Annotated in this window: 27 protein-coding genes; 6 read left to right on the forward strand and 21 right to left on the reverse strand. The window is 36.1% G+C overall.

The window, feature by feature from the left end; genetic code table 11:
• Positions 1-298 precede the first annotated feature (298 nt).
• Positions 299-1,609, forward strand: coding sequence for a branched-chain amino acid transport system II carrier protein (gene brnQ / locus CDG56_RS03245; protein WP_087546922.1), 1,311 nt, complete (start codon positions 299-301; stop codon positions 1,607-1,609).
• A gap of 401 nt (positions 1,610-2,010) precedes the next feature.
• A complete protein-coding gene (locus tag CDG56_RS03250; RefSeq protein ID WP_005159983.1) occupies positions 2,011-2,253 on the forward strand; it encodes a hypothetical protein in 243 nt (80 codons plus the stop codon).
• A gap of 32 nt (positions 2,254-2,285) precedes the next feature.
• Here CDG56_RS03250 and CDG56_RS03255 read toward each other — a convergent pair whose 3' ends face one another.
• Positions 2,286-2,741, reverse strand: coding sequence for a hypothetical protein (locus CDG56_RS03255; RefSeq protein ID WP_087546923.1), 456 nt, complete (start codon positions 2,739-2,741; stop codon positions 2,286-2,288).
• Between the two features lie 133 nt (positions 2,742-2,874).
• Between CDG56_RS03255 and CDG56_RS03260 the strand changes: the two genes are divergently transcribed.
• Complete coding sequence (locus CDG56_RS03260) at positions 2,875-3,732, forward strand: alpha/beta fold hydrolase (RefSeq protein ID WP_087545430.1); 858 nt, start codon at positions 2,875-2,877, stop codon at positions 3,730-3,732.
• Positions 3,733-4,432: 700 nt separating this feature from the next.
• The gene (locus CDG56_RS03265) at positions 4,433-4,897 is read left to right on the forward strand and encodes a MarR family winged helix-turn-helix transcriptional regulator (RefSeq protein ID WP_004662340.1); all 465 of its coding nucleotides are present in this window, start codon (positions 4,433-4,435) and stop codon (positions 4,895-4,897) included.
• Positions 4,898-4,942: 45 nt separating this feature from the next.
• Here CDG56_RS03265 and CDG56_RS03270 read toward each other — a convergent pair whose 3' ends face one another.
• The 4 genes from CDG56_RS03270 to CDG56_RS03285 all read right to left on the reverse strand — a co-directional run bounded on the left by CDG56_RS03270 (position 4,943) and on the right by CDG56_RS03285 (position 10,408).
• Positions 4,943-5,611 (reverse strand): SOS response-associated peptidase, encoded by a 669-nt coding sequence (locus CDG56_RS03270; RefSeq protein WP_087546924.1) that lies wholly within the window; start codon positions 5,609-5,611, stop codon positions 4,943-4,945.
• Between the two features lie 63 nt (positions 5,612-5,674).
• Entirely contained in the window at positions 5,675-7,837 is a 2,163-nt protein-coding gene (locus CDG56_RS03275; protein ID WP_087546925.1) for a malate synthase G, read from the reverse strand.
• A 285-nt stretch (positions 7,838-8,122) separates the two neighbouring features.
• Positions 8,123-9,268, reverse strand: coding sequence for a cell division protein ZapE (gene zapE / locus CDG56_RS03280; RefSeq protein ID WP_004662344.1), 1,146 nt, complete (start codon positions 9,266-9,268; stop codon positions 8,123-8,125).
• 120 nt (positions 9,269-9,388) lie between these two features.
• Positions 9,389-10,408 carry a helix-turn-helix transcriptional regulator gene (locus CDG56_RS03285; protein ID WP_087546926.1) on the reverse strand — a complete coding sequence of 340 codons (1,020 nt, stop codon included), beginning with the start codon at positions 10,406-10,408 and terminating at the stop codon, positions 9,389-9,391.
• A 155-nt stretch (positions 10,409-10,563) separates the two neighbouring features.
• Here CDG56_RS03285 and CDG56_RS03290 point away from each other — a divergent pair, with 155 nt between their 5' ends.
• Together CDG56_RS03290 and CDG56_RS03295 are read left to right on the forward strand one after the other, a co-directional pair.
• A complete protein-coding gene (locus CDG56_RS03290; protein ID WP_087546927.1) occupies positions 10,564-12,078 on the forward strand; it encodes a flavin-containing monooxygenase in 1,515 nt (504 codons plus the stop codon).
• 48 nt (positions 12,079-12,126) lie between these two features.
• On the forward strand, positions 12,127-13,044 hold the full coding sequence (locus CDG56_RS03295; protein WP_087546928.1) for a lysine exporter LysO family protein: 918 nt from the start codon (positions 12,127-12,129) through the stop codon (positions 13,042-13,044).
• 63 nt (positions 13,045-13,107) lie between these two features.
• On the opposite strand, the gene CDG56_RS03300 is transcribed toward CDG56_RS03295, so the two are convergent.
• The 16 genes from CDG56_RS03300 to CDG56_RS03380 form a co-directional block, all read right to left on the reverse strand.
• Complete coding sequence (locus tag CDG56_RS03300) at positions 13,108-13,305, reverse strand: hypothetical protein (RefSeq protein WP_087545419.1); 198 nt, start codon at positions 13,303-13,305, stop codon at positions 13,108-13,110.
• Positions 13,306-13,415: 110 nt separating this feature from the next.
• Entirely contained in the window at positions 13,416-14,096 is a 681-nt protein-coding gene (gene pyrF, locus CDG56_RS03305) for an orotidine-5'-phosphate decarboxylase (protein ID WP_087546929.1), read from the reverse strand.
• Between the two features lie 758 nt (positions 14,097-14,854).
• A complete protein-coding gene (locus tag CDG56_RS03315) occupies positions 14,855-15,208 on the reverse strand; it encodes a lipopolysaccharide assembly protein LapA domain-containing protein (protein ID WP_005159942.1) in 354 nt (117 codons plus the stop codon).
• 18 nt (positions 15,209-15,226) lie between these two features.
• The gene (locus CDG56_RS03320) at positions 15,227-15,529 is read right to left on the reverse strand and encodes an integration host factor subunit beta (protein WP_005159938.1); all 303 of its coding nucleotides are present in this window, start codon (positions 15,527-15,529) and stop codon (positions 15,227-15,229) included.
• 156 nt (positions 15,530-15,685) lie between these two features.
• Entirely contained in the window at positions 15,686-17,368 is a 1,683-nt protein-coding gene (rpsA, locus tag CDG56_RS03325) for a 30S ribosomal protein S1 (protein WP_005159935.1), read from the reverse strand.
• A gap of 115 nt (positions 17,369-17,483) precedes the next feature.
• Positions 17,484-18,164, reverse strand: a complete 681-nt coding sequence (gene cmk, locus CDG56_RS03330) for a (d)CMP kinase (RefSeq protein ID WP_087546930.1) — start codon at positions 18,162-18,164, stop codon at positions 17,484-17,486.
• A 9-nt stretch (positions 18,165-18,173) separates the two neighbouring features.
• Positions 18,174-18,614, reverse strand: coding sequence for an SRPBCC family protein (locus CDG56_RS03335; protein ID WP_005159930.1), 441 nt, complete (start codon positions 18,612-18,614; stop codon positions 18,174-18,176).
• Between the two features lie 66 nt (positions 18,615-18,680).
• A complete protein-coding gene (gene tadA, locus CDG56_RS03340; RefSeq protein WP_005159927.1) occupies positions 18,681-19,205 on the reverse strand; it encodes a tRNA adenosine(34) deaminase TadA in 525 nt (174 codons plus the stop codon).
• A 5-nt stretch (positions 19,206-19,210) separates the two neighbouring features.
• Positions 19,211-20,335 (reverse strand): enoyl-CoA hydratase/isomerase family protein, encoded by a 1,125-nt coding sequence (locus CDG56_RS03345; protein WP_171295091.1) that lies wholly within the window; start codon positions 20,333-20,335, stop codon positions 19,211-19,213.
• Positions 20,332-21,045, reverse strand: coding sequence for a uracil-DNA glycosylase (ung, locus tag CDG56_RS03350; protein ID WP_050040245.1), 714 nt, complete (start codon positions 21,043-21,045; stop codon positions 20,332-20,334). Before ung ends, CDG56_RS03345 begins: the two co-directional genes overlap by 4 nt.
• Positions 21,046-21,090: 45 nt before the next feature.
• Positions 21,091-21,687: a 6-pyruvoyl trahydropterin synthase family protein gene (locus CDG56_RS03355; protein WP_004662372.1), complete on the reverse strand. Its 597-nt coding sequence runs from the start codon at positions 21,685-21,687 to the stop codon at positions 21,091-21,093.
• A gap of 110 nt (positions 21,688-21,797) precedes the next feature.
• A complete protein-coding gene (gene gspK / locus CDG56_RS03360) occupies positions 21,798-22,754 on the reverse strand; it encodes a type II secretion system minor pseudopilin GspK (protein WP_087546932.1) in 957 nt (318 codons plus the stop codon).
• Positions 22,751-23,380, reverse strand: coding sequence for a type II secretion system minor pseudopilin GspJ (gene gspJ / locus CDG56_RS03365; protein WP_087545369.1), 630 nt, complete (start codon positions 23,378-23,380; stop codon positions 22,751-22,753). The genes gspK and gspJ overlap by 4 nt, the downstream gene beginning before the upstream one ends.
• Complete coding sequence (gspI, locus tag CDG56_RS03370) at positions 23,380-23,766, reverse strand: type II secretion system minor pseudopilin GspI (RefSeq protein ID WP_004662377.1); 387 nt, start codon at positions 23,764-23,766, stop codon at positions 23,380-23,382. Before gspI ends, gspJ begins: the two co-directional genes overlap by 1 nt.
• Complete coding sequence (locus CDG56_RS03375) at positions 23,753-24,304, reverse strand: prepilin-type N-terminal cleavage/methylation domain-containing protein (protein WP_005159908.1); 552 nt, start codon at positions 24,302-24,304, stop codon at positions 23,753-23,755. Before CDG56_RS03375 ends, gspI begins: the two co-directional genes overlap by 14 nt.
• Positions 24,305-24,312: 8 nt before the next feature.
• Positions 24,313-24,924 (reverse strand): TetR/AcrR family transcriptional regulator, encoded by a 612-nt coding sequence (locus CDG56_RS03380; protein ID WP_034601445.1) that lies wholly within the window; start codon positions 24,922-24,924, stop codon positions 24,313-24,315.
• Positions 24,925-24,944: the final 20 nt, after the last annotated feature.

A 24,944-nucleotide genomic window follows, 5' to 3' on the forward strand; every position in this document is an offset into this window, starting at 1 on the left:
GTACTGCATCTCGTATTTCAACAGTTGTACGCTGTCGTACAAAAATCTTCAATCGTTTTAAGATTGAACGGTTGTTATTATTTTACATTTAATTTCAATCGGCATCATAGTAAAAAAGTATAAAGGGCTATATTTTTTACTTTTAAAATCTTTTCAATAAATTAAGTTTACCAATGCTAATTATATGATTTTAATCAGTTCTTATTAGACAAAAATAAACCAAATTTCACATAAAATTAGTTTCAAATGACTACAAATTTGTTCTAGAATCCGCACTTTTATTTTATACCTCCCTTTTATGAACCATCTTCGTACAGGAGATATTATTGCTCTCGGTTTCATGACCTTTGCACTCTTCATTGGTGCTGGCAATATTATTTTCCCCCCTATCGTTGCGCAACAAGCAGGTGAGCATGTTTGGCTCGCTGCTTTTGGATTCTTAATTACCGCAGTCGGTCTACCTGTAATTACCATTATGGCTTTGTCTCGTATGCAAGGCTCTATTGAAATTATCAGCTCGCCACTTGGACGTTTTTTTAGCTTACTCCTCACGATTGTCTGTTATTTGTCTGTTGGACCATTATTTGCCACACCACGTACTGCAACTGTTTCTTATGAAATAGGATTTGCTCCATATTTTGGTACATCAAATAGCAGTCTACTAATTTATAGTGTTATTTATTTTACACTTGTCACTGTGATCTCGCTTTACCCGAATAAATTATTAGATACAGTAGGTCATGTCTTAGCTCCTTTAAAAATTGCTGCTCTAGCGGTTCTTGGTATTGCAGCAATCCTTATCCCTACTGGCTATATTTCTCCACCAATCCATAAATATGTGACTAGTCCTGTTTCTGAAGGCTTCGTAAACGGCTATTTAACGATGGATACTTTGGGCGCCTTAGTATTCGGTATTGTGATTATTCAAGCGATTCAGTCTCGTGGAGTGACAGATTCAAAGCTGATCACCAAATATGCGATTATCGCGAGTTTAATTGCTGGTGTAGGTTTAACCCTAGTATATATCAGCCTATTTAAACTTGGATTAGGTAGCCATGAAGTTGCGGCGAATGCAGCGAATGGTGCAGTAATTCTGCATGCTTATGTACAACACGCCTTTGGTGATCTAGGTTCGTTGTTTTTAGCTGGTTTGATTTTTCTTGCCTGTATGGTAACTGCAATTGGCCTTACCTGTGCATGTGCAGAATATTTCACTGAATTAACAGGCTTACCGTATAAATTATTAGTTTTTATCTTAATTGGATTTTCATTATTAATTTCTAATTTAGGCTTAACAAAACTAATTGCGTTCTCTGTTCCAGTGTTGAGTGCAATTTATCCACCAGCGATTGTTGTGATTATGATGAGTTTCTTCTGGAAATATTGGAATAAACCTTCAACTGTCGTGAGCTCTGTTACTGCTGTTGCTTTTCTTTTTGGCATTATTGAAGCACTCAAAGCGGCTGGATTCTCTGAACAACTCCCTCAATTCATTAATAATTTGCCGTTGAATGAACAGAACCTTGCTTGGTTATTGCCTTCATTGGTCGTACTCGTTATCGCAATTGCTGTAGATCGATTCTCTAGCAATACTACTTCTCAAAATTAAAATGATTTGTCGTTAAAATGATGTTTTACCCAAACATAATTTTAGCTATACAAAAAATGTTCTTTTATCCAACTTACATTTTTTGTTTACGACAAATTATTTTTATCTTATTTGTATCTACCTCTACCTGTATTATTCACACTGTATTTAATCTGAATAACAAAAACATCTTTTCAGCAACTTTTTCAAATTGTAAAAAACCCACATCACTATTCATAATAAAAATAACCTTAATACACTCAAAAAATGCTCAATCTATATAGAAATCAATACATTCTTAAATTTATTTAAAAAATAGTGAAATTAGCTATTGAAATATTGAAAAAATAAAAGTACAACTTTAATCTTAATTCTGACAAAAACGATTAGGTTTTGTCATCACTACTCAAGGAGGGATGGAGATGTTCTCATTACATTTCAACAAGCAAGTCTTCATTGACACTCTAAAGACCAATGATTCCATCGTATATGCAATTACGACATTTGCCTTAATGGCGACGCTGTTATTGCAAGGCACTATTAAGGGTAATTTAAAACCTGAATACTTTGCATACGCTTTAATCGTCTCTTTAGCCTTTTGTACGTGGGGGATTATTGATCGAAAGTTTCGACAGATAAGTGCTGAGCGCCAAAAGAATTTTTAATATAAGAAATGGATGAGTAATCATCCATTTTTCTAACTGGTAAATTTTAAGATTGTTCCTAATAGTAATACTGCTGTAGCACCTAATTCGACCATTATTAAACTCAACATTAAAAATGTCATACACCATCTTGGAATCGACCACTGCCCTAACGTATGCGGTTGCTTAAACTGATTCGTTGTATCTTTTAACATTCCATGAATGATATAGACCAAAATTGACATTGAGAAAAAGAATAAATTCGCCACAACGCAAAATAGACTCAAACTATCCGATAAACTTGTAAAATAACTTAATGCAGCCAAGATTAAACTCGCAGCGGCATAAAGCAAACTACTGCGATGTGCAATATCGACATAATAATGTGCACGTGCAAGCTCTGTATTTCTAATTTGATAATACTTCCAAACACCAGTTAGCATCCCTATCCAAAGAAATATTCCACTAAAAATGATCGCCAATTTGGTTGCACTGGTTAAAATTAACATTCCCTTTTCCCCAAATTGTTTTTCCAAAAATAGCTATATTACATAAAATTTGACTTTTAAGTCATTTTTTAAACGAGTTTCTTTTTGGAACTTGTATAAACTGAAAATATGTCCAGACAAGAGTATTTCTCAAATGACTACATTTGAATCATTTTGGATCAGTTGTAAAGATGGTTACCAACTTGCAGCACAGTATTATCCAGCAAGTGATGCCACTAAACCATTTCCGATTCTAATTTGTCCAGCAACAGGTATTACCAAAGGTTTTTATCACTCATTTGCTGAATGGTTAAATCAACAAGGCTACAAGGTCTTAAGTTTTGACTTTAGAGGAATAGGTCAATCTTTACATGGGGCACTGAAAAATTCGAATGCCAGTATCAATGATTGGGGTTTATTAGATATTCCCGCAGCCATCGAAACACTCTTGAATCGTGCTCAAGCTAAACAAGTGATTATTTTGGGACATAGTGCCGGTGGTCAATTACTTGGAATCAACCCTAACCATCAAAAAGTTGCTAAAGTTGTCGCAATCGCTGGTTCAACGGGTCATGTAAAAGGCTTAAAAGGAAAAACTAAACTTCTTGCTCCATTAATGTTTAATGTCATTTTTCCAATATCCAGTGCTATTAAAGGATACGGTGCAACACAATTTATTGGTATGGGTGAAAATTTACCTAAAAATGTAGCAAAACAATGGGCTGAATTTTGTAGTCAACCTGGTTATGTCATGAATGCAATTGGTAAAAGTATTTTTGCTGATTATCACCAAGAGATTGTCTGTCCGATTACATCAATTTGGGCAAGTGATGATGAAATCGCAACACAGGCAAATGTTAAAGATTTACTCAGACTTTATCCTAATGCCCAAACCAATTTGATTGAATTGAAACCACAACAATATGGTTACAAACAAATTGGACATATGCTGATGTTCAAAAAATCACATCAGAAATTATGGCCCGTATTAGAAAAAGAACTGAGAATGTAATCCCTAAACTCACAGCTTTACCCTTTTGCGTATCTAAATTTGTAATCCTATTTAGATGCGCCTTTTTAGTTTACAATTATTTACATAAACTATAAATGACATAACTAAGTAGAATTTTTTTACAATGAATTATTTTTTAACAATATAAAATTAAATAATAAAGCTACATTTGTATTCTTTTTAAGCAAATTAATTAACTAATAGTGATTAAATGTGATAAAGAATGTATTTATTCAACTTTTTTAGCAGCACTATGGATTTTAATTTTTAACCAAATGTTAAATTCAAATATATGTATTTAATTTGTTTTTTAGATTATTTTATTTTACAAATGTAATAATTTTAAAGCTATATGACATTTTAGACAGAATCTTTTATAAAAAAGTCACGTCATAATTTGTATTTATTTTCTACAATACATTTGTTCTACAAATAAGCTACAATGCAACACTGTAGAAATACAATTGGGGCAAGATGGATAGGTAAGACCATCATTAATAACAGTTTTATGTAGTTTACATGATGATACCCCTATCCTAAGCAAAGATGGTTATACAACCATTTTTAGGAAGATTTGTTATAAATGGAATGTTAGAAAAATTAGATTTTATCATTTTTCTAGCGTATAAATTGTAGACATTTCATGGAATTTAGGAGTTGCATCTAACAACTCTGTGTAACAAGCATAGGAAATAACTTAATGCCTAAAAAATATGCGCGTTTTTTACCTACATCAGAAACATTTAACTTAGAAGACTTTCCTTATTTCTGGATTTCTCAAGTAAATGCACAGTACGTTCAAAATATCGATAATGTACTTAAGAAGTATGGTTTAGACAACTCTCGCCGTCGTATTTTAATTGCATTGAATGTTAAACCACATGCAAGCGTGTCTGAACTTTCAGACATGGTGATTTCTAAAATGTCTACAACCACAAAAATCGTATATCGCCTTAAAGATGAGGGATATATTGAAACTTATTCATGTAAAGAAGATGGTCGTATTACCCGCGTTTATCTTACTGATAAGGGTACAGAAATGATTACTAAAATTAATGATCTAACCTCTGTAATATTAGAACAATCATTTGATGGATTAACGCCGTTGCAAATTGAAAAGACGATGGAAATTTTAAAACATATGTTTAAAAATCTTGCTCGTTGATTGATAAAATATAAAAAAAGGTTTCTTATTAGAAACCTTTTTTATTTAGAAAAGATCAAACATATTTAACTGAGGTGTTTGTTTTGCTATTTTTGCCTTAGGTACATGTGAACATTCAAACTCTTCGACTGGAAACCCTTGCATAAATTGAATCATTTGATGTGGTTGTTTTAAACTCAACCAATCATCAAGACGATCATGTGGAATGATGACAACTGATCTTTTTATATCGCCAGGTTCATGAAATTCTTTCATCATCGGATGATCGACTGCGTCCATTGTAAGCATCGCTGCTGAACGAATAATTTGATTATTGATTTTACAAATTTCATAAAGTGCAGCAATAAAAAAGGCTCTGCCATCTTTACGCCTTATACCCCATCGTTGAGGTTTATTTCCAATATATTTACTTTCATAAAACTCAGTGACTGGAATTATACCGAACTTGCATTTATAAGCTGCCTCCTGAAAGCTTGGTTTCTCAAAAATGGTCTCATGTCTAGCATTATAAGCACGTTTAGAGCTGTTAAGATCCTCTGCCCATTTCGGCACTAAACCAAATAATACTTCTCGCCACTCCAGTCCATGTTCAGATTTAAATAATAATGGTGTTTTATAACTTGGATAAATCTCATCAAGATAGTTAAAAGGAACAAGTGGTAGTTCAAGTTGTTGTAATTGCTCAAGTGTTACTGGTTTGTAGTTAGCACACATAAAATCACAAGCACCTTACTTAATAAAAAAAGCCTCCGAGGAGGCTTTTTATTTTAGATGAAATTAATCACCTGTATAACCTTTAAGTTTTAAACGTGCAGCGTGTAACAATGGCTCTGTATAACCAGAAGGTTGCTCAGCACCTTTGAAGATCAAATCAGCGGCAGCTTGGAATGCAATACCATCAAAATTTGGTGCCATTGGCGTATAAAGCGGATCATTGGCATTTTGCTGATCAACAATCACAGCCATACGTTTAAGCACTTCTTCAACTTGTTCTTTCGTTACGATACCGTGACGCAACCAGTTTGCAACATGCTGAGAAGAAATACGTAAAGTTGCACGGTCTTCCATTAAACCAACGTTGTTGATGTCTGGCACTTTAGAACAACCTACTCCTAGATCAACCCAACGTACAACATAACCCAAGATACCTTGACAATTATTTTCAAGTTCGTTATTCAACTCTTCAGCACTCCAGTTTGTTTCTGGTGCAAAAGGAGGCGTTAACAAATCATCTAAAGTCAACATATCTTCAGCAGCCAATTCGTCTTGACGTGCTTTTACATTAATTTGATGATAATGCATTGCGTGAAGTACAGCACCTGTAGGTGATGGAACCCATGCACAAGAAGCACCCGCATTTGGATGAGCTGTCTTAGTCGCCAACATATCTTTCATGCTATCTGGTTTTGGCCACATGCCTTTACCAATTTGTGCTTTACCTTGTAAACCACAAGCCAAACCAATTGCAACGTTACGATTTTCGTAAGCAGCAATCCATTTCTGAGATTTAACAGCTTCTTTACGTACCATTGGCGCTGCTTCCATAGACGTATGGATTTCATCACCCGTACGATCCATAAAACCAGTGTTAATGAAAATCGTACGGTCTTTTGCAGCAGCAATACAGTTTTTCAAATTAACTGAAGTACGACGTTCTTCATCCATGATACCGATTTTGAGAGTTTTTGCAGGTAAACCGAGTGCTTGTTCTGCACGCTCAAATAATTCAACTGCAAATGCAACTTCTTCTGGACCATGCATTTTTGGTTTAACGATATACATAGAACCTTTACGAGAGTTCTTATTTTCGTTTTCGCCACGAATATCTGTAATTGTAAGTAATGGAGTAACTAATGCATCCATAATACCTTCAAATACTTCTTGGCCATCTACAAGGATCGCAGGGTTAGTCATTAAATGACCAACGTTACGAAGAAGCATTAATGAACGACCATGTAGCGTTGTAGTACCGCCAATTAAGTTCTGAACTGTACGGTCTTTGTTTAATGCACGAGTAATGGTTTTACCATTTTTCTCGATTGACTCTTGCAAGTCACCCTTCATTAAACCTAACCAGTTACGATAGCCTTCAACTTTCTCTTCTGCATCAACAGCTGCAACTGAGTCTTCTAAATCTTGGATCGTTGTAATAGCAGCTTCTAGAGTTAAATCTTTAACGCCAGCCGCATCAGTTTTACCGATTGGGCTATTTGCATCGATATCAATAATAACGTGCAAGCCATTATTTAATAAAACGATTTCAGTTGGGTTTGCAGCATCGCCATTAAAGCCAACAAATTGTACTTCATGAGCCAAAGAGGTTGTTGAACCATCTTTTAAAGTTACAACTAAACGATTGTGATCAACTGCATATTTAGTTGCATCGGCATGAGAGCCTTGAGCAAGTGGGAATGTTTGATTAAGAAAATCTTTAGCGAAAGCAATTACTTTATCGCCACGGACTGGGTTGTATCCCTTACCTTTCTCTGCACCATTTTCTTCAGAAATTACATCAGTACCGTAAAGTGCATCATATAATGAACCCCAACGTGCATTCGCAGCATTTAAGCAATAGCGTGCGTTACGTACTGGCACAACAAGCTGAGGACCAGCTAATAATGCAATTTCTTCATCTACATTTTCAGTCGTTACTTGGAAATCAGCAACTTCTGGTACTAAGTAACCAATCTCAGTTAAAAATGCTTTATACGCATTTAACTCAAATTCATTATTACGATGCCATTCATCAATCTTAGCTTGAATTTCATCACGCTTAGCTAATAGTGCTTTATTCTTTGGGCTAAGATCGACAACGACTTGCTCGAAATTTTTCCAGTAAGTTTCACTGTCTAAACCAGAGCCTGGTAAAGCTTCATTTTCGATGAAATCGTAAAGTTCTTTAGCAATCGCTAGCTTGCCTTGTTGAATACGTACAGTCATTGTCTTTCCTGATGATGCTAACTTTTTATAACAAGAAACCTAGTATACCGATTTATACTAGCCTGAATAGTAATATCACATTGCTAAATAGTAAGCATTTTCTTAGTCTAAGTATTGACAAATATAATTTTTATAAACACCAAAACCAAGTTTTGATCTAGCTACTTCTATTCTGCGACATACTCACTTTTTAAAACTCATTTAGTTATAATAAAATTCAATTAAGAATAAAGCTTTCTCTATATGAATTTATAAAAAAGACATTCCTGAGAATGCCTTTATAATTTATGAAGTTTTTGAAACCTGAATTTGACGATGCTCTGAATGCAGATAATCATCGGATTGCATTTCTAATAAACGTGAACGTGTTCGTTCAATTTCAAATGCTAATTTCTCACCTTCATAAAGATCAATAATTGAATCTTCTGAAGTTAAAAGTAATTTCACGCCACGATCATAAAACTCATCAACTAAATAAATAAAGCGACGGGTTCCTTCTGAGAGAAAATCAGTTAAATGCGGCACGTTACTTACCAGTACCGTATTGTAAATATTAGCAATTTCAATGAAGTCAGCTGGACTACGTGGTTTAAAACATAACTCAGAGAATTCACACCACAATACATCTTCTGTATGCCCAAGCGTTTCTACAATACGATTGTTAATCATGATGGGTGTATTAGAAAGTGTTTGGGTGTGTGTCAGCGCTTGAAAACGTTCATACATCCATGCTTGAGCATCATTACTCAATGGATGCTTGAATAATTGAGCCTGCTTCAAAACACGCAAACGATAATCTACACCAGCATCTACATTCAGAACTGTACAGTTTTTCTGAACCAATTCAATTGTTGGCATAAAACGGTCACGATGAATACCATTTTTATAGAGACCTTCTGGTGCAATGTTAGAGGTCGCAATAAGGGTAATTCCGCGTTCAAATAGTTTTTGGAACAAATCACTTAAAATCATTGCATCAGTGACATTCGATACAAAGAATTCATCAAAACAAATAACAACCGCATTTTTATAAATTTGATCCGCAACAGAATCCAAAGGATTACGTTGACCAGAAAGCTTATTCAACTCTTTATGGACATGTTGCATAAAATGATGAAAATGCATGCGTGTTTTGCGGCGAAATGGAACTGATTCATAAAATTGATCCATCAACCATGTTTTCCCACGCCCTACGCCACCCCACATATATACCCCTTTTGGATAGGTTTGACGACGGAAACGTCTAAACGCTTTCTTTGAGGCTTTATAACGAGTAAGCAACTCTTTCCATACTCGATCTAACTCTTGCACTGCCTGAGCTTGAGCTTCATCTGGCATGAATTGACCTGATTCGATTGCTTGAGCATAACGCTCCGCAGGTGAGATCGGCATAAATGAAGTGCTATGTGAGTCTGGTTTAGAATTTAACATAAGGTGTTATTACAATTTTAATTGGTGAAAATTATATCGAACATTAAGTCCAAAGGCATTAGATTTTAGGCTTAATTATCATGGAGTTTAAACATCATAATGTACCATTTTTTAATCATTTTAATGATTACGATTATATTGTCTTGGACTTTGACCAAACCATCGTTTAAACGCATGATTAAATGCAGCAGGTTCAGAATAACCTAACATTTCCGCAACTTGCCCAATTGAATATGCACTGTTTTCAATAAACTTTAATGCTTTCTGCTTAATGAGCCTTTCGCGTATTTCCTTATAAGTTGTTTGCATTTGCTGCAATTTATGTCTTAGAGTCCTCTCAGGAATCTTTAATGCACATGCTGTTTCAGACATTGTAGGTATTACACCATTTTGCATTTCAAGATATTCCTCGACATATTCTAAAATGGTCAACTTTACACGGCTACTTCGTTCTAATTTATTCAGATCTTGTAGGCATTTTTCTTCATAGACACGGTAAGTAAGAACATCAGCAGATGGTATTTTTATATTTAAAATGTCAGTATTTTCTAGAATAAAAGAGGCATGCTGACATTCAAATTTTACATCCTGACCATAATAGTCTTGATAAGCCACTATTAATTCTAATTCTTTAGGTGCTTTAAAAGGTAATTCAATACGAATATTAGGGATTTCAAGCCCCATCATTTTAAAAATATCTTGTAAGAACTTATAAGTACCTGAGATTTCACATTGAGCACGAAATAATCCTAAATGTGTATTTAAATCAATTGGTTGATAATGAAAATGGATGTAATCTTTTTTAATATTTAGTTGTAATGAACCAAACAGATGTGTCAATTGCTGAAATCGCACACCATTTAACAGAGCTTTATGTAAAGTATCGCTTGTAACAAGCAGCATCAAGAATGGGCCATACCCTGCAAGCGCATAATGTTGACCAATGATTAAGCCTTGTTCAGGAGAAATATCTTGACTAATATACTGTAAAATATCCCATTCAATTTCATCTGGAATAATTGAACTCGGATCTAAAGCTTCGGCTTGTATTCCCATGTCTGCTAAACGAGCATCAACATCAATACCCACATGACGCATGCCTTGAATTAAATACATCAATCCGAGGATAGATCTCTTCATAATTCCGAATGTAATTCCCAAGACTTTAACGTTGTACTATAAAAATACGAATAAATGAATTGCCGAAATGATCAGGTTTTGCGTCTATACAATCATATTTAATCTCTACAAAACCTTTAAACTTGCATAAAATTTAGATGTGTAGGGCGTGGACTATGCGTGATGTACCCCAAAATGCTATTCAAAAAACTAAAGTTGCAATTATTGGTGCAGGTTTTGGTGGTTTAGCAATGTCTATTCGACTATTACAAAGTCAAATGAATGATTTTGTAATTTTAGAAAAAACCAATGACGTTGGTGGCACATGGCGTGAAAATCAATACCCGGGTGCTGCCTGTGACGTTCAATCACACATGTATTCACTTTCGTTTGCTCCCAAAACAGATTGGTCAAAACGTTACGCTGAAGCTGATGAAATTTTTGAATATATCCAAGATATTACTCAGCAATATAAATTAAAAGATTATTGCAAATTCAATCATGAAGTTACTCATGCTGAGTTTGATGAAAATCGTAATGTTTGGTCATTAGATTTTAAAGATCAACCATCCATTGAAGCTCAATTTGTTATTTTTGCTTCTGGTCCCCTACACGTTCCACAAATTCCTCACTTAAAAGGAATTGAAAAATTTAAAGGTAAAGTCTTCCATTCTTCACAATGGGATCATCAATACAGCTTAGAAGGTAAATCTGTTGCTTCTATTGGTACTGGTGGTAGTGCAATTCAATATATCCCCGAGATTGCACAAAAAGTGAAACAGCTTTATGTATTCCAACGTACTGCCGCATGGGTCATTCCACGTGATGAACGTAAATATTCACAATTAAGCAAATCTTTATTTAAAGCTTCAAATATTTATCGTCAAATTCATCGTACTCGTTTGTATTGGAGCAACGAATCACGTGTCGTACCTATCGTACAACCACAGATCATGAAATATGGTCAAAAGCTTGCAGAAGCATTTATCCGCTTTCAAGTCAAAGACAAAGAGCTCGCTAAAAAACTTACACCAGACTTCGTGATGGGTTGTAAGCGTATTTTGATTTCAAATAAGTACTTCCCAACGTTCAACCGTAAAAATGTTGAATTAATTACTGATGGCGTTCAGGAAATTACAGCTAACGGCATTATTACCAAAGATGGTAAAGAACGCCAAATTGACTGTTTGATTTATGGTACGGGATTCATTACTGACCCACGTATTTACTTAAAGCATTTCGATTGTGTTGGTCGTAATGGAATCGAACTTAAGCAAGCTTGGAAAGATGGTGCAGAAAGCTACTATGGTGTTAGTACGAAAAACTTCCCTAACCTATTCCAACTCTTAGGTCCAAATACGATTTTAGGTCATAACTCTATTATTTTTATGATTGAATCTCAAGTGAATTATATTTTGCAATTGATTCAAACCGTAGATAAAACAGGTTCTCAAGCTGTTGAGATTAAACAACAGGTACAAGATCAATTTAATGAGCGTGTGCAGGAACAACTCAAAGGAACAGTTTGGCAAGCAGGTGGATGCAGTAGTTGGTATCAAGCAGCCGATGGTAAAAACTTCTCATTATGGCCAACATATACTTGGAAATATTGGTTAGAAACACGTAAAGTAAATGTCGCTGACTATAATTTTATTCATACAGCAACAAATGCAAAAAACAATGCAGCCTAATCAATAATTCTTCATAATAAGCAGGTTATTCGTAACCTGCTTTTTTTTATGCAATCTTTTGTTCTTATCTTCCAAATTTTTATCGCAATAAGCTTAGGCTATTTTCTCGCCCCAAAACTATCACAGCGAATTAAACAATTTGTATTTAAAATTTTACCCTATTTTTCTTATTTATTATTAATGAGTGTTGCCTTTGAACTGACTCAAGCTTTGAATCATATCTCAGATTCAGCAGCAATATTACCACCTGCATTATTAATTGCATTTACTACATCAGTTGGTTCTTTCTTTATCTGTCTGATTACTTACAAACTGATTGATCGTCAAAGCATACAAGGAAAAATTTCATTACACCTCTTTATCAATGCACTCAAAAATATCGCTAAAGCATTTCTAGCATTAGGTTTAGGGATTTTACTTGGAATACTAGTCACTCAATCTAATCTACAAATTGCATTTAATAGTTGGTATTTATTACTCATATTTATCTTTTTGATTGGCATTGAGCTTGCTTTTACGCAATTTGATCGTAGTTGGTTAAGTTGGAAAGTACTATTGGTTCCCGCTGCAGCCTTTGTTGGTTCATGCTTAGCAGCAATCGTGAATTATTTAATTTTATCTAATCACTTTAACTTAAATGAAATAATGGCTTTAGCTCAGGGATATGGATGGTACTCAATGTCTGGCATTCTATTCACTGAATTACATTCAGCACGACTTGGTGGCATTGCCTTATTAACCGACCTCTTCAGAGAAATTTTCGCCATTCTTCTTATGTATTGTCTAGGCTGGCGTTTTCCACGTTCAGCGATTTCGAGTGCTGGAGCAACCTCAATGGATGTTACTCTGGCAATGGTGAAGCAATCATGTGGCACACATTATGTACCACATGCCATGATGAGTGGCTTAATTCTTTCGCTACTCGCACCGCTATTGATTAGTTTATTTTTAAATTTGAAGTTTTAAATGGTATTGCGACGCGAATGAGAGGTAACCATACGTTGCCCCCCATTTTATGATATCTTGATCTTAGAAATTAATATCAATATTGCTTAAAACATCACCCAAAAAATCCAAAATATCTGCCACAATTTCAATCACATCCACGCCCGATGTCCAATCTGTACTCTGACTTTGCTGTGCCTGTTGTTGTTCGGTTTCTTCTAACTGTTGTACAATTTTTTCGGCTTGTTGTTGTAAATCTTCCGTATTTAATTCAGGGGACATGAAAAAATCCTCAATTAAAAAAATCTCATAAAATCACACTATATTCAAAATGAAAAGCCTTTCTTAAAAAAGGCTTTTCGCACTCATGTGACAAAGTAAAAGTACAACAATTATAACGTCGCTAAAATATCTTTTAAAGTCTGATTTGGATTAGCAGCTTGTGTAATAGGACGACCAATAACCAAATGTGTTGAACCGTTCAGCATTGCCTGTTTAGGTGTCACAATACGTTTTTGGTCATCGGCATTTGAACCTTCAGGACGAATACCTGGTGTTACCAATGCAAAATCTGCCCCTAACATTTCACGAAGAATTTTTGCTTCCTGTGCCGAACATACCACACCATCCAGGCCACTCTCTTGAGTGAGCTTAGCCAAGCGTTTTACTTGATCTATGGGTTCAATATCCAGGCCAATATCACGCAAATCTTCACGTCCCATTGAAGTTAACACCGTGACTGCGATCAATTGTGTTTGATAATTCCCTGCTTTTAACCGATCTACACAGGTTTCCATCATTTTTCGACCGCCAGACGCATGAACATTGACCATCCACACACCTAGATCTGCCGCAGCACAAACAGCTTGAGCAGTTGTATTCGGAATATCATGAAATTTTAAATCAAGGAAAACTTCAAAGCCTTTATCTTGTAAAGTTTTAACAACACTTGGACCTTCATGAGTAAAAAGTTCCTTGCCCACTTTGACACGACATAAAGCAGGATCAAGCTGATCCACAATCGTTAAAGCGTCATATTCGCTTTTTGCATCTAGTGCAACAATGATACTCAAGAGCGTTTCTTCCCAGTTGATTCAAAGTCGCTATTATAAATAGGTTTTAATTTAAGTGTAAAATTTCATTCAACACATTTTTACTTCTTACATTTAAGTTGCAACAACAAAACTAAAACATACCAAATAGTAAAATTTGATTAAATTTTAATCATAAAATAAATTAAAAACGATTAAAACTGCAATAGGCATAAAAAGGCATCAATTTAGTCACCATCATTTTTTAAGATTCTGAAAGATCAAGAAATACCCATACAACAACGCTTAAAATTCTTGCCCAATCTTGCTCATTTTATAATGAGCTTTGCGGATTTAAATAAATATGTACAACCCTTTAATTTTCCACAGAATGAATATGAAGAAGCAATCAATGTTCACTGTAAAGAGGATGCTAATCATTGGCCTTGGTATTTGCATGATCTAAAAACACTCGAGCTCAACAATAAACAAGAACTTACCAACACCCTTAGATTTATTTGGTGTGATGACATATCACCTAGCCGTAAACTATCTTACGAATTAATAGGCTTGGTCTCGAATCAAACGTTTTTGAAAACATGCCTATAACGCGAGAAATGAATGAAATTGCATTAATCGTAGTAGAAAAAAGTTTTAATGCTTTTAATCAATTTATGGATCAGCTTGAATTGAACTTGAAAAATGAAATTAAAATTAATTAAGTGTTTTTTAATCAAAAACTAAAAGGGCTACTTCAATTGTGAAATAGCCATTTTCAATACTAAATAGCAATTCAACTATTAGATCTTATCATTCGGATAAACATCTAAAACAGTTTTTTCATGTCTTACGCTTGCAGCAGCTTCTGCGGCTGCTTGCTGAGCAAGTTGGATCTGCTCTTTTCTGAGGTGGTCAATATCTTTACGTAATCGTTTAATTTCCCAATTCGTTTGGAAAACACGAAATACTTGAACACCTAGAAGCAAACCGACCACGACACCTAATGCCAAAGTCAATAAAAGCAATAAACCTAAACGCATTGCAGGAACTTGAGTAAACAATAGGTTTACTTCTAATTCTGCTGGATTTTGTAAAACTAGAGCAAGTGAATAACCAAAAATAGCGATGAGTAATGCTATAAGAATATAACGCATGAACACCTCAATTTTTTATTAATCAAAAGTCTCGTTTACTGCATCACGAAGTGCTTTACCTGGTTTGAAATGCGGTACAGCTTTTGCTGCAACATCAACTGATTTACCAGTTTTAGGATTACGCCCTAAACGTGGCTCACGATGATGTAATGCAAAACTGCCAAAACCACGAATCTCAATACGATCGCCACTCGAAAGTGCTTCAATCATTTGATCAATCATAATTTTAACTGCATCTTCGACCAACGGTTCTGCCAAATGAGGGTTTTTAAGGGCAATCCGTTCAATCAAATCAGATTTGTTAAGTGCGTCAGTAGTCATCGTTGACCTCTTTAATTATTGCTACTTTTCAATATTTTAATAATAACCTGTTTAAATACAAAACGGTAGCGCAGTACATCGATACTACGCTACCGTTTGCAGTATTTTTGTATAAAAAGGTACATCTCTGTTACAAGAAATGTACCTTTTAACAAATTACTTCATTTGAGCTTTAATCAAATCACCAATAGTCTTAGGACCATTAGCTTCTGAAACTTGAGCTGCTGCTGCTTGACGAGCATTGTTCACAGCTTCTTTCTCTTCAGCTTCGTCTTTCGCTTTGATAGACAAGTTGATAGAGCGAGATTTACGATCAACGTTGATGATCTTCGCTTCAACTTCTTGACCAACTTCTAAGAATTTAGTTGCATCTTCAACGCGGTCACGGTTGATTTCAGAAGCTTTAAGCGTTGCTTCGATGTCATCAGCTAATTTAACTGTAGCACCTTTAGCATCAACAGCAGTTACAGTACCTTTAACTAAAGCACCGCGCTCGTTCGCAGCTAAGAAATCATTGAATGGATCGCTGTTTAATTGCTTGATACCAAGGCTGATACGGTTACCTTCAGCGTCTACAGATAAGATAACTGCTTCAACTGTGTCACCTTTCTTGTAACGACGGATAGCTTCTTCGCCTTGTTCGTTCCAAGAAATGTCAGATAAATGTACTAAACCGTCGATACCACCAGATAAACCGATGAAGATACCGAAATCAGTGATTGACTTGATCGTACCAGAAACTTTTTCGCCTTTTTCATTTGCTTTAGCAAACTCTTCCCATGGGTTAGCACGAGTTTGTTTGATACCCAATGAAATACGACGACGTTCTTCGTCAACTTCAAGAACCATAACATCAACTTCGTCACCGATCTGAACAACTTTAGATGGGTGGATGTTTTTGTTTGTGTGGTCCATTTCTGAAACGTGTACTAAGCCTTCAACGCCTTCAGCGATTTCTGCAAAGCAACCGTAGTCAGTTAAGTTAGTTACACGTGCTTTAACGATAGAACCTTTAGGGTAACGGCTCATGATCGCTAACCATGGATCTTCGCCTAATTGCTTAAGACCTAAAGATACGCGGTTACGCTCGCGGTCAAATTTAAGTACTTTAACAGTAACTTCTTGACCAACTTCAACAACTTCTGAAGGGTGCTTGATGCGCTTCCAAGCCATATCTGTGATATGTAGAAGACCATCGATACCGCCAAGGTCAACGAACGCGCCGTAATCAGTAAGGTTCTTGATAGTACCTGTAACTGTTTGACCTTCTTCAAGTTGAGCAAGTAATGCTTCACGGTCAGCTGAAGATTCAGCTTCCATAACTGCACGACGAGAAACTACAACGTTGTTACGCTTAGCATCAAGTTTGATTACTTTGAACTCTAACTCTTTACCTTCAAGGTGAGTTGTGTCACGGATAGGACGAGTGTCAACTAAAGAACCTGGTAAGAATGCACGTACAGGACCGATGTCAACAGTGAAACCACCTTTAACCTTACCAGAGATAACACCAGTAACGATTTCGCCGTCTTCAAAGATTTTCTCAAGTTTAGTCCAAGTTTCAGCACGTTTCGCTTTTTCACGTGATAAAACTGTTTGACCCATACCGTTGTCAAGCGCTTCAACAACTACGTCAACAGTATCGCCAACTTGAACTTCAAGTTCACGTTGTTCATTTAAAAATTCAGCACGGTCAACTACGCCTTCAGATTTAAGGCCAGTGTCAACAGTAACCCAGTCAGAATCGATACTAACAACAGTACCTTGGATGACTGCACCCTTTTCAACGTTGAGGTTTAATTCACTTTCTTCAAAGAGGGCTGCAAAAGATTCGGTCATGATATACCTGATAAAGTCCGCGGTCTTGGATCAGACAAGGCCGGTTTAGTTAAGTTGTTACATTGTCCAAAAAATCTGATCAAGCAATGCTTCAACTGAAAATAAAATGGTCTATCTATTGAATACAGCTATCGATATAGTTCACCATTAACTGAAATACTTCATTGATGTCTATTGTAGAACTATCAATGATATACGCGTCTTCAGCTGGCTTGAGCGGAGCAACAGCTCGCTCCATATCTCTTTTATCTCTAGCCTGTATGTTAGATAAAATGTCGTTTATTTTAGCATCAAGACCCATACCCTGCAACTGTTTTACTCTACGCTCTGCTCGAGATTCAGCCGATGCTGTTAAGTATATTTTAGCTTGAGCCTCTGGAAAAATTGATGTCGCCATATCTCGTCCATCAGCTACCAAACCAGGGGCTTGAATAAATGCACGTTGGCGCGCAAATAATGCTTTTCTTAATTCAGGAACAGTTGCAACTTTAGAGGCATATTCTCCGACCTGTTCAGTACGAATGGTATTTGTGACATCTACACCTTCTAGTAAAACAAGGGTCGCAGCCTCAGTCGTTTTAAATTCAATATCTAAATTCGTTGCGTATTCAACGCATTGACCTAAATTATAGTCGATTTGATCAAGTAAGCCATGTTGAAATAATGACAGCCCGAGTAAACGATATAAAGCACCAGAGTCTAATAGATTAAAACCATAATAAGCAGCTATTTTGGCTGCCAAGGTCCCTTTACCAGAACCACTAGGACCATCAATCGTAATAATATGAACTGTCATTCCCGTCTCTTATGAAGCAACTGACTTCGCTAATTTTGAAAAACCTAGTGTAATCGCTGCTTTGAGTTGTGCAAGAACTAATTTACTTACAAAAGGCGCTTTTGCTGTAAATTCAATCTTGTAAGTCACTAAAGTAATAAACGGTGTGATTTCTTTAAAATCAATTTGCCCGAGATGGTGTTTAACCAAAGGATTATTAATCAATTTATATTCAATACGCTTATTCTCTTCTAGTAATGTGATTTCTTCTTGAAGAGGCTTGATTGGTCCAAAGCCCATACGGCGAATTGAACCGATTCCATCTGGACGCTGAGGATCAGCAGAATCTTTTACACGTACAACTTGTAAAGGAGCAAATGCTTTACTATAAGTTGCGTGCTTTGACAATAAGTCAAAAACTTCAGAAATTGGTGCGTTGAATTCTTTTTGTATGGTGATTGCGTTACGCATAACTTTGCCTTTTTGATTTAGATAAAATCTTCGGAGGCATAGTTTGCCACAACTAATGAGACATTTTTAATCATTTAAGGACGTTTTTAATAGCCGAGTTTTCTTTTTTTCTTCTCGTCTTTGTTTAAAAAATTCACTTAATTGCAATGAACATTCAGCTTGCATACAACCTTGTTCAAATACGAATTTATGATTGTAATAGCCATTTTCTAATAATTGTCGAGCACTGACCAACGAACCAGCCTTAGGCTCTGTCGTAGCAAACACTACTTTTTTGACACGAGCATGAATGAGTGCGCCAACACACATCGTACAAGGTTCAAGCGTCACATATAATATGGCATCATCTGGTAAACGATAGTTATTCAATGATTGACAGGCTGCACGTAAAGCTTGAATTTCAGCATGAGCGGTAGGATCAGATTGTTTAATTGGTGCATTATAACCAGCACCAATAACTTTCTCTTGACTCACTATCACCGCTCCAACAGGAATTTCACCCTGCGAAGCAGCTAGTGCAGCTTGCTCATAAGCAAGCTGCATCCAATATTCATCATTAAAGTTTTCTGAAGTTGTGACGTCTATACTCATCGATTTTAAGCAATAACACCATATTGTCTTAATAAAGCATTCCAACTATCAATTGTAGTTACTGGAGCACAATCAGATAAAATATCTTTCAATGTAATCTTTTCCGCTGCTTTCCATTCTGGTGATAAGTCTTTATCAACTAAACGTGCACGGACACCCTCAACAAAATCTGGATGGCGGATTTTCCAATCAGAGATTTGTGATTCTAGTGCAAAAACTTCATCCCAAGCATGTCCTTGCTTACCCCATTGCCATAGCAACCATGTAATCGCAGCAGTACTTGGAGAACCTTTTTGCAGATTCTCACTTGCCTGACGTAACCAATCACTACTTGCATCACTCAAACCAATAATCGCTTGATAGTCATACTCAAAACTTTGACCACGACATACGCTATGAATCACATCGATTGAATTTTGTAACGGACCTGATGATACAGGGCGATGTAGACTATTTAAAGTATCATCGATTGCACGGAAAGCACCCGCAGGATAATGATTCCAATCCACATTCAAAACTTTTTGAAGAACATTATCTCGCTGTGCCTCACAAATATGAGTTGCCCAACCAATGCTAAAAGCACCAGCTGAAGTCATGATTGAACCCGTTAAACCTGTAAACAGCCCAATTTGACCACGATCTGCAAGGAAACGACTTCCTCCTACATCAGGATAGAGACCAATATTGATTTCAGGCATTGCAAGACGTGAATAAGGTGTAACTAGACGGAATGGCGCAGCCATGAATAGGCCTAAACCACCACCCATGACATAACCTTCACCCCAAACTACAATTGGCTTAGCATAGTTATGAAGCAATAAATCAAGCGCATATTCTTGTTCAAAAAACTTATTTGCCGTATCTACTTCATTATTAATGACGAGTTGACGGAGTTTACGAACATCACCACCTGCGCAAAATGCTTTCGGTGTGGTTGAATCAAACCAAATTGCTTTAACACTGTCATCTTCATGAAAATATTCAAATACTTTCAATAAAGCGCTCACAATTGACTCATCAAGTGCATGTAAAGATTTTGGTCGGTTTAAACGAACAATACGCCAACCATTTTTAGCGTTTTCGATGATTAAATCTGGGTGATAACTATTTAAATCGGGAGAAGTCATTATGCGTCCAGTTGCCAGTCTATTGGCTCAATGCCATGTTGTTTCAAATAATGATTTGTTTTAGAAAATACTTTACAGCCAAAAAAACCACCTCGGTTTGCAGCAAGCGGTGATGGATGAGCTGCTGTTAACACTAGATGTTTATTTCGATCAATGCGCTGTCCTTTACGTTGTGCATAAGCACCCCATAAGATAAACACAACATGCTCACGCTGTTCATTTAACACATCAATTACAGCATCAGTAAATTCTTCCCAGCCTTGTTTTTGATGAGAAGTTGGCTGTCCTGCTTCAACAGTGAGTACACTGTTTAATAGCAATACCCCTTGAGCAGCCCATTTACTTAAATCCCCATGACGTGAAATCGGCACTGTGAGATCAGTATGCAATTCATGAAAAATATTACGCAAAGATGGTGGTAATGCAACCCCTCTTTGTACAGAAAAGCTTAGACCATTGGCTTGATTAGGGCCATGATATGGATCTTGACCCAATATCACGACTTTTACATCCTGTAACGGGGTTGTATTCAATGCATTGAAAATTTGCTTGCTAGGTGGATAAATCGTTTTCTGAGCAAGGATTTGTTGCTGTAGAAACTCTCTTAAATGATCCATTTTCTGACTGAGTAGAAATTCTGACAAAGAGATTTTCCATGACTCATCCAACTGAACTTTATTAAGTTTTTCCTGCTGCTGTTCAGTAAATTGCATCAACATTCCTTGAAATAACGACTCCAACATTTAAATCTTGCTGACCTAAATGTTAACTTGTAACTCTACATTTGGATTTTGGAATTTAATTCCATTTTTCAGATTTTCGTACATTTGAGGATCACTCCACTCAACTTGTACTTGCTCTGAAAAAATAATTTGGTCTAGGCTAAGTAAACCCATTTGCTCATTTTCAATATCTTCTAAAAAACTTTGGGCGTAACCTGTATCAGTTTCATGCACGATCACAGAATAAACTTCGACATCACCTTCACCATTCTGTGTTGTGGTTGAAGCGAGCACCTGTTGCGCTAGATAAAAGAAAATCCTTGAAAACTGTTCAGCTGATGGTGAAACTGGCAAGGCAACCCAACGTGCACTAAAAGTTTTACACGCTTGAATATATTCAGGATCATCTTTTTGCCAATAACAAATTGCGTGATCAAAACTGTCAAAAAGCTCTTTAATCACACCTTTTAATAAACCAAAATCATAGACCATTTGCCCATGATCTAATCTTGAGGCTTTTAACAGTAATTCAACTTTATAACTATGCCCGTGAATCGAACGCTTACAGCGATCTGATGTACAATTACGTACAATATGAGCATTTTCAAACTTAAATAATTTACGAATTAACATGCACCAAGCTGATCTATATCTGCAAACAGATTTTATTATAAAGCAAAAAAATCATCGGTGGGATTGATTTTAAGCCTTGTGACTATTCAATAATCCAATCTATACAAAGACTAGAATGGTGCAAGACTTCTTGAATACACAATCACTTGTTTATCTTTTCTCATCATTAAGCTGTTAAATTGGCGCTTACGCTCACTTAGCATCACTTCAATTTGAGCCGTAAAATAATTTGATTTACTATCTAATAAAGACGCAGCATCGGTTTTACTCTGCTCATCAATCCCAGAAAAAGCACTTAATTTCCATAAATCATCTACATTATTAAAATGCGTTAACTCAGTTTCCTTGATTTTTAATTGTTGTTCGATAGCTTTGACATCTACTTTAGGATCAATACTGGCTAATAGTAATGCAGGTGCTGTATTCATATTCACCTTCGTCTGTTCAGGTAATGCCGTGACATAAGGTTTGATCAAATCGTAGTTTTTGCCTTCAAAACCTCGTACAAGTTTTAATTCTTCTATACTATGAAACTTGGTATTCGGCGTTAAATATGCAGGATCTAGTCCTTGGTAATAGCTACTCTCCGCACCCATTGCGCCAGTCACTTCATCATTTGTGTCTTGCCAATCAATCACAGCTTGACTGAGTTCAGCAGGCAGACCTACACGTTGCAATAACTTTTCAAACCAACGTCGAGCAGAATCATCAACTTGATTGCCATCAGCCTTAACCAAATTATTTAGATTAAACTTTCCTGACTCATCTAGTAGTTTTCCTGAGACTGATCCATCTTCTACGGGAAATGATGGCATCGGTTTTGCCCAGTTTTCCTGTAAATGATCAATACTACTACCATTATCGCTATCTTGAATGAGTAACTCTGAAAAAAAAGCTTCTGCACTTTTTGCATACAATAACGATTGATCCTGACGCATCAAATAGCCCGTATTTTCAGCGGTATTGGTTTGTCGTTTTGCAATTGTTGCAGCCAAAATCGTTGCTAAAGCAACCATGACTAAAATCGTTAATAAAGCTACGCCACGCTGAGATGAATAGTTTTTCATGGTGGTGAGTTATTTCCCAACAATTGATTTGCATTCAGTAGACTATAGATCCACTCGTAATCCGTACCTGCAACACTAAGCTGTATTTTTATGCCTAATGGTAATTTTTTTAACTCATTAATATTATTAGGATCACCAATATTTTCAGGCCATTGTGTCAGTTCCTGTGGATTCATGACGACTACTTTAAATTGATCTACATTTTCTAATAAGGTACTGGAGATGGGTTGTACTCGATTTGGAATATTTAGATTTGAATATTTGAGTCGATAAACTTTTTTCTGTGTTGAATCGTAGCGATATTCAATACGTTCATAAGGTGACAAACCTTGTTTCAACGGATCGGACACCCCTGCTTTACTAAACATAAAACCACGATCATTTAGCACCAAAGCGGCTTGTAATTGTCGACCATCATTTGCCGTTAATGGAATAATTTGCAGACTATCTCTTAGAATCTGCTGATAGGCATCTTGTAACGCAAATAAATGTGTTTCATGCTCTGCATTACGATCTTTGACTTTTAATAAATAATCAAAAACTTTCCAACCAAGCATTGAAAGTACGGCAAAAATAGCAATTGCAACCAGCAATTCAACAAGGGTAAAACCCTTTTTAATTTTCATCATGTTTTAGCTTTTGCTGGATAATTAAAAAACACCATATTGGTGATGCCCGCTTCAACTTTACCTTGCTCAGTATTAAATAAACTTACTTGTAATTCGATACGTTGTATTTTGGGGCTAATTGTAGCCTGTGCTTTTTTATCAATCTGCCAAGTCTCGCCTTGAGAAGTCACCTGTTTCGATTGCGTTCCATCCAACCATTCTTGATTCATTTCCATCATTGCAACCTCATTCATTGCAACGAACTGTGCTTTTGTTCGCAAAATCGCACTCGATGTAGATTGTGTATATTGCATGGCAATTTTTGTTAATGCAATTGCAGCAACTGCAAATATCGCTAACGCAACCATTACTTCCAACAGGGTAAATGCTTTAATCTTCTTCATTTATTTTACCCAAATGATCTATTTCAAACTCATGTCCAATTGGCTGTTGCTCATAATAAAATTGAATACGGACAGGCTTAACTTCACCATTGCCAAACCATATGAGTTGCGGTGCTTTACCACCTAATAAGTCCTCATTTCTCGCTTTTCGATATTCTTCAGCATTTAAAGTTTGAATACTAAAAGATACGCTAGTCGGTAGCTCTCGAAGTTTAAACTCTTTATACGGCTGCCACGTCCGATCAGCTTGCTGAATTTGCTCATGGCTCTGATCATGATACTCAAACAAATTATAGCGAAATGGTGCAACGTCAGTCGCATTTTGAGTATTTAAGGCAAAAACTTTAGCTTGATCCGTTGATTCTTTATTAATCTTTTTTAAATCAAGTATAAACATTTCTCTGGCTTGCATCGCTCGACGTTGATCTACACCACCAATATTCAGAACAACCAAAGATGTCATAATCGTCATGATTACAATCACCACCATGATCTCAATGAGGGTAAAACCTTGTTGTAATCTATGTGGTGATTTCATTTTATTTATCAGCCATTCGCTAAATATTCAATTTGTTTTGGCAAACCTAAAGCTTGATCAATATAAGCCACACGTAAACTATCACGTGAACCTAAATAACGCTGATAAAAGCTCGAATTCAGAATAACTGCTGCACCATAAGTCAGAGACCAGATCGAAGCCAAATAATCACGCGTTGTCATCGTGCTATTTATATCTAATAAATAACTTTCTGTCATACGAATGATAATACGTAAACGTTGACGACGAACTTTATACAATTCACTAAATAATAACTGAATACCTTGACCCGTCGTAGAGAGGCGTTCTTCAATTTGATGAAATAAAGCAGTACGTTCAGGATGATGTAAATGGTGTAGCATGAAAAAAGCTAGATGCTCAGGGAAAGCTTTCTCTGTATCCTGAATCATTTCGAGCAGCATTCGTTCATTACGAATAATCAGCAACATATACAATTCATCTTTGCTCTGAAAGTGCTTATATAATGTGCCTTTAGCAAGATCTAATTCCGCCGCTAAAGCGTCCAAAGTCATGCCTGCTTCACCATTTTCTAATAGGAGTTGCTCAGCGATCTGAAAAATTAAGGCTTCTCGTGCTCTAAACTGAGCTTGGCGATCCATTTTCACGTGATAACTCTCTT

Source organism: Acinetobacter sp. WCHA39, assembly GCF_002165385.1.
Classification (GTDB): domain Bacteria; phylum Pseudomonadota; class Gammaproteobacteria; order Pseudomonadales; family Moraxellaceae; genus Acinetobacter.

Coding starts and splice junctions, on each gene's coding strand:
- CDG56_RS03335 (WP_005159930.1), bottom strand. CDS start 18,614: ATGCGTAACGCAATCACCATACAAAAAGAATTCAACGCACCAATTTCT.
- CDG56_RS03275 (WP_087546925.1), bottom strand. CDS start 7,837: ATGACTGTACGTATTCAACAAGGCAAGCTAGCGATTGCTAAAGAACTT.
- zapE (WP_004662344.1), bottom strand. CDS start 9,268: ATGTTAAATTCTAAACCAGACTCACATAGCACTTCATTTATGCCGATC.
- CDG56_RS03290 (WP_087546927.1), top strand. CDS start 10,564: ATGCGTGATGTACCCCAAAATGCTATTCAAAAAACTAAAGTTGCAATT.
- CDG56_RS03270 (WP_087546924.1), bottom strand. CDS start 5,611: ATGTGTGCTAACTACAAACCAGTAACACTTGAGCAATTACAACAACTT.
- brnQ (WP_087546922.1), top strand. CDS start 299: ATGAACCATCTTCGTACAGGAGATATTATTGCTCTCGGTTTCATGACC.
- CDG56_RS03375 (WP_005159908.1), bottom strand. CDS start 24,304: ATGAAATCACCACATAGATTACAACAAGGTTTTACCCTCATTGAGATC.
- CDG56_RS03380 (WP_034601445.1), bottom strand. CDS start 24,924: ATGGATCGCCAAGCTCAGTTTAGAGCACGAGAAGCCTTAATTTTTCAG.
- ung (WP_050040245.1), bottom strand. CDS start 21,045: ATGCAATTTACTGAACAGCAGCAGGAAAAACTTAATAAAGTTCAGTTG.
- CDG56_RS03260 (WP_087545430.1), top strand. CDS start 2,875: ATGACTACATTTGAATCATTTTGGATCAGTTGTAAAGATGGTTACCAA.
- CDG56_RS03255 (WP_087546923.1), bottom strand. CDS start 2,741: ATGTTAATTTTAACCAGTGCAACCAAATTGGCGATCATTTTTAGTGGA.
- rpsA (WP_005159935.1), bottom strand. CDS start 17,368: ATGACCGAATCTTTTGCAGCCCTCTTTGAAGAAAGTGAATTAAACCTC.
- CDG56_RS03315 (WP_005159942.1), bottom strand. CDS start 15,208: ATGCGTTATATTCTTATAGCATTACTCATCGCTATTTTTGGTTATTCA.
- CDG56_RS03300 (WP_087545419.1), bottom strand. CDS start 13,305: ATGTCCCCTGAATTAAATACGGAAGATTTACAACAACAAGCCGAAAAA.
- CDG56_RS03295 (WP_087546928.1), top strand. CDS start 12,127: ATGCAATCTTTTGTTCTTATCTTCCAAATTTTTATCGCAATAAGCTTA.
- CDG56_RS03355 (WP_004662372.1), bottom strand. CDS start 21,687: ATGTTAATTCGTAAATTATTTAAGTTTGAAAATGCTCATATTGTACGT.
- gspI (WP_004662377.1), bottom strand. CDS start 23,766: ATGAAGAAGATTAAAGCATTTACCCTGTTGGAAGTAATGGTTGCGTTA.
- gspJ (WP_087545369.1), bottom strand. CDS start 23,380: ATGAAAATTAAAAAGGGTTTTACCCTTGTTGAATTGCTGGTTGCAATT.
- cmk (WP_087546930.1), bottom strand. CDS start 18,164: ATGACAGTTCATATTATTACGATTGATGGTCCTAGTGGTTCTGGTAAA.
- CDG56_RS03265 (WP_004662340.1), top strand. CDS start 4,433: ATGCCTAAAAAATATGCGCGTTTTTTACCTACATCAGAAACATTTAAC.
- CDG56_RS03285 (WP_087546926.1), bottom strand. CDS start 10,408: ATGAAGAGATCTATCCTCGGATTGATGTATTTAATTCAAGGCATGCGT.
- tadA (WP_005159927.1), bottom strand. CDS start 19,205: ATGAGTATAGACGTCACAACTTCAGAAAACTTTAATGATGAATATTGG.
- CDG56_RS03320 (WP_005159938.1), bottom strand. CDS start 15,529: ATGACTACTGACGCACTTAACAAATCTGATTTGATTGAACGGATTGCC.
- CDG56_RS03250 (WP_005159983.1), top strand. CDS start 2,011: ATGTTCTCATTACATTTCAACAAGCAAGTCTTCATTGACACTCTAAAG.
- gspK (WP_087546932.1), bottom strand. CDS start 22,754: ATGAAAAACTATTCATCTCAGCGTGGCGTAGCTTTATTAACGATTTTA.